Origin of the sequence: Mycobacterium sp. (assembly GCF_035314905.1) — a bacterium.
Lineage (GTDB): Bacteria > Actinomycetota > Actinomycetes > Mycobacteriales > Mycobacteriaceae > Mycobacterium.
In genome coordinates, this window is record NZ_DATFYW010000081.1 from 1 (window position 1) to 4,436 (window position 4,436).

Here is a 4,436-nt window from a genome sequence, read left to right on the forward strand (position 1 = left end):
AGTGGTCGTCATACGGCCATTGAGACACCCTCGCTATAGCCGAACCTGTGAAGAGCTAGTGGGGACGCTATGACCAGGGCCGGGCTCCGATCCGGGTGGTGCCTTGCCGCCACGATTGTTCGCACGGCAAGACACCAACCCCGCAATCGGCATGCGTCCGTTAGCTGGCCGGGGGCATCAACACGGTGTCGATCAAGTAGACCGTGGCGTTGGCGGTGTGGATCCCGCCGCAGATGACCGAGGCGTTGTTGACCTTGAGGTTGTTGCCGGAGCCGGTCACGGTCACCGAGGCGCCCTGCACTGTCGGGTGCGTGCCATCGATCTGGGCTGGGCTCAGCTGCCCGGGCACTACGTGATAGGTGAGGATATTCGTCAGCGTCGGCGAGTCGGTCTTGAGCGAGTCGATCGTCGCCGGGGGGATCTTCGCGAACGCGTCGTCGACCGGCGCGAACACCGTGAACTGGCTCCCGTTGAGGGTGTCGACCAGATTCACGTTCGGGTTGAGCTTGCCCGAGACGGCCGAGGTCAGGGTGGTGAGCATCGGGTTGTTCGATGCGGCCACGGCGACCGGGTCCTGGGCCATCCCGGCCACCGACCCCGGCCCGGTAGGTACCTTCTGCGCGTACGCCGCGCAGCCCGGACCGACCAGGTTGGCCGTCGAATCGGCCTGGGCGCTCGCGGCGGTGCCCACCGATAGAGCCACCATCGCGGTCGCGGCGAGACCGGCCGCCTTGACTGCCTTGTTTGGAACTTTCATGGACCTTGACTCCTTGCGTTACAGACGGCGCGATGCCGTCATCTTCGGGCTGTCCCAACCGGTATTCGAAGCCGGGCCCGTCATGGATGGGGGGGCGGCATTCTTTTCGCGCATGCGACTCATCGGCGGTCGGGGCCCATCCGAGTCGTCATCCGCTCCGAAGACCCGGTGTGCAGCGCACACACAGCACCGGTCGCTCGGTTGCGGTCATCGGCAGCGGCGTCGCGGGCCTGACCGCCGCCTACCTCCTGTCCGGACGCGACCGCGTCACGCTGTATGAGGCCGATACCCGGCTCGGCGGTCATGCGCACACGCATTTTCTCGATCGCGGCGACGGCAACATCGTCGGCGTCGATTCGGCCTTTTTGGTGCACAACGACCGCACCTATCCCACGCTGTGCCGGTTGTTCGCCGAACTCGATGTGCCCACACAGGAATCCGACATGTCGATGTCAGTGCGTGCCGCCGACAGCGCGGCAGGCTGTTCGCGCAACCGGCTTACCGGCGGGCTGGAGTACGCGGGCGCCCGCGGCATCGGTGGGCTTTTTGCATGCTGGGCGAGCGCCCACCCCCGCTACCTGCTCATGCTCGGCGAAGTCGTTCGGTTTCACCGGGCCGCCGCCCGGTTGCTGCGCACCGAATCGGGCGGTGACCTGGAGACGCTGGGATCTTTTCTTGACCGGCAACGCTTTTCGCGATTCTTCGTCGAGCACTTCATGACGCCGTTGGTGGCGGCGCTATGGTCCTGCGCGCCGGGTGAGGCGATGTCCTGCCCCGCCCGCTATCTGTTTGAATTTCTCGAACACCACGGGATGCTGTCGGTGTTCGGCTCACCGACGTGGCGAACGGTCACGGGCGGTTCGGCCAGCTACGTCGAGGCCGTCGTGTCGCGGCTCGACGAGGTATCGGCGGGAACGCCGGTGCGCTCGCTGCGGCGCGGTGCGGACGGCGTGACCGTGCAGACCGATCGGGCCCCGCCGCGGCTTTTCGACGCGGTCGTCATCGCCGTGCACCCCGACCAGGCGTTGCTCCTGCTGGATGCACCCACCCCCGCCGAACGTGCGATCCTGGGCGCGATTGCCTACACCGCGAACTGTGCGCAGCTGCACACCGACGAATCGGTACTGCCGCGCCATCCCCGTGCGCGCGCATCGTGGAACTACCTGATCACGGCGAATCGCGACGCGGCCCTGGTGACCTACGACGTCAGCCGGTTGATGCGGATCCAGGGCGGCCGCCGCTTTTTGGTCACCCTCGGCGGCCGCGACCGTGTCGACCCCGCTTCGGTGCTGGCCGAGATGACCTACCGTCACCCGCGGTATACGGCGGAATCGGTTGCTGCCCAACAGCTCCTGCCGACCCTTGACGACGACCGGGTGGCGTTCGCGGGCGCCTACCACGGATGGGGATTCCACGAAGACGGCGCGGCGTCCGGTCTGCGCGCCGCGCGCCGGCTGGGCGCCGACTGGCCGGCCGCCGGCCGTCGGAAGATGGTGGCGCTCTCATGCTGACCGCGATCCGAAGAGAGACCCATGTTCACCTTGATGTTGATCGGCTTTCTGGGTGGGCTGATCACCGGCATCTCGCCCTGCATCCTCCCGGTCCTGCCGGTGATCTTCTTCTCCGGCGCACAAAGTGGCCGCGATAAGCAGCCCCGATCAGGGCACAGCGGCGGCGGTGTCGTCACGACGGCGGCTCGACCGAACCGCTCCCTGCCAGACGCGATTCGCCCATACGCCGTGGTCGCCGGCCTGGTGGTGAGCTTCAGCGTGATCACCTGGCCGGGTCGGCCCTGCTGACGCTGCTGCACCTGCCGCAGGACACGATCCGGTGGATCGGCCTCGCCGCGCTGACCCTGATCGGCCTCGGCCTGATTTTCCCCGGGTTGGAGCGGATCCTGGAAAAACCCTTCGCCCGTATCCCGCAATGGAATATCGGTACCGGCAAGACCGGGTTTGGCCTCGGTCTGGCGGTGGGCGTCCTCTACGTGCCGTGTGCCGGCCCGGTTCTGGCCGCCATCGTGCTCGCCGGTGCCACCGGAAACATCGGCGTTCAAACCATCGCCTTGACGGTGTCGTTCGGCGCGGGCGCCGCGCTGCCGCTGCTCGTCTTCGCCCTGGCCGGACGCCAGGTCGCCGAACGGATCAGCGCCTTTCGCCGCCGCCAGCGCCAGATCCGCATCGCCGGCGGCATCGTGACGCTCGCGTTGGCGATAGCGCTGGCGTTCAACCTGCCCACCATGCTGCAGCGGGCACTGCCCGACTACACCAGCCCCCTGCAAGACAAAGTCGCCGGCGCCAGCGACGTCCAGCAGAAACTCAACCTCGGCGGCATCGTCAACTCTCAGAACAAAGACCTGGCAAATTGTTCGAACGGCGCCGCACAGCTCGAAAACTGCGGCACCGCAGCCGTCTCACCGGCATCACCGGTTGGCTCAACACCCCCGGGAACGCCCCGATCGACCTCGAGTCGCTGCGCGGCAAAGTGGTCCTGATCGACTTCTGGGCCTACTCCTGCATCAACTGCCAACGCTCCGTCCCCCATGTCGTCGACTGGTACAACACTTACGAGCGCGCGGGGTTTGAGGCCATCGGCGTGCACAGCCCCGAGTACGCCTTCGAAAAAGTCCCCGGCAACGTCGCCGGCGGCGCCGCCGACCTGCACATCACCTACCCGATCGCGCTCGACAACAACCTGTCCACCTGGACGAACTACCGCAGCCGATATTGGCCCGCCGAATACCTGATCGACGCCACTGGCACGGTTCGGCACATCAAATTCGGCGAAGGCGACTACGCCGGCACTGAAACCCTGATCCGAGAACTCCTCAACGACGCCCACCCCGGCGCGAAATTGCCCACACCCACCGAGGACGCCGAGACCACACCGCATGCCGGTCTCACACCCGAGACCTATCTGTCGGTCGGCAAGGTCGTCAACTACGGCGGCACCGGAACATACGACCAGGGCACCGCCATTTTCGACTACCCGGCGACGCTGCCCCACGACAGCTTCGCCTACCGCGGGCCCTGGACATTGGACTACCAGGGCGCCACCGCCGGCAGCGATCAATCCAGCATCGAACTGAACTACCACGCCGAGAACGTCTACCTCGTCGTCGGCGGCACCGGCACCCTGACGGTGACCCGAGACGGGAGGACCACCGTCATACCAGTCAGCGGGCCACCGAACATGCACCAAATCGCCACCCGGGAAAACGTCGCCGATGGACACCTCGAGGTGCGTTTCAGCCCAGAGCTGCAAGCCTTCTCCTTTACCTACGGCTAACGGCGTGACAACGTCGAAGCAGCTCCCCGCCCTGTGCCGTCCGCACCGGGAGAAAAACAAGTAGCTCACTACGCTGGCCCGGACTCCGTGGCGGCAGAGAAGATTCGTGTGAAGTCGATTCGCGACCGCTTCGCAGCAGCTCATCGGACAGCTGCGCCCAGGTTAGGGGATCTTCATGACGATATGTCGGCCGTCCTCCGCAGGAGTTGGCATGGACGACACCAGCAAGAAAACCGACATTGCATTGCTGCCGCTGGCGCCGAAGAATCCGCTGCCGTATCGGCAGCGGCTCAAGGCCGGGCGGTCGTTGATCGACGGCTTCCAGGCGCTGCTGGACGCCGGAGGTCCGATTACGCGGATCGTGCTCGGACCCAAGTGGCTGATTCCACCG

General features: G+C 66.1%; 2 protein-coding genes and 2 pseudogenes. 3 read left to right on the top strand and 1 reads right to left on the bottom strand.

Features of this window, described 5'->3' with window-relative positions; all coding sequences use genetic code 11:
• Positions 1-160 precede the first annotated feature (160 nt).
• Positions 161-757, bottom strand: coding sequence for a fasciclin domain-containing protein (locus VKG81_RS06160; RefSeq protein ID WP_324394955.1), 597 nt, complete (start codon positions 755-757; stop codon positions 161-163).
• 170 nt (positions 758-927) lie between these two features.
• On the opposite strand from VKG81_RS06160, the gene VKG81_RS06165 reads away from it, so the two are divergent.
• The 3 genes and pseudogenes from VKG81_RS06165 to VKG81_RS06175 form a co-directional block, all read left to right on the top strand.
• Positions 928-2,268 (top strand): NAD(P)/FAD-dependent oxidoreductase, encoded by a 1,341-nt coding sequence (locus VKG81_RS06165; RefSeq protein ID WP_324394956.1) that lies wholly within the window; start codon positions 928-930, stop codon positions 2,266-2,268.
• A gap of 21 nt (positions 2,269-2,289) precedes the next feature.
• Positions 2,290-4,045: pseudogene (locus VKG81_RS06170) on the top strand (cytochrome c biogenesis protein CcdA).
• Between the two features lie 211 nt (positions 4,046-4,256).
• Positions 4,257-4,436 (top strand): annotated as a pseudogene (locus VKG81_RS06175) (cytochrome P450); the annotation flags it as partial.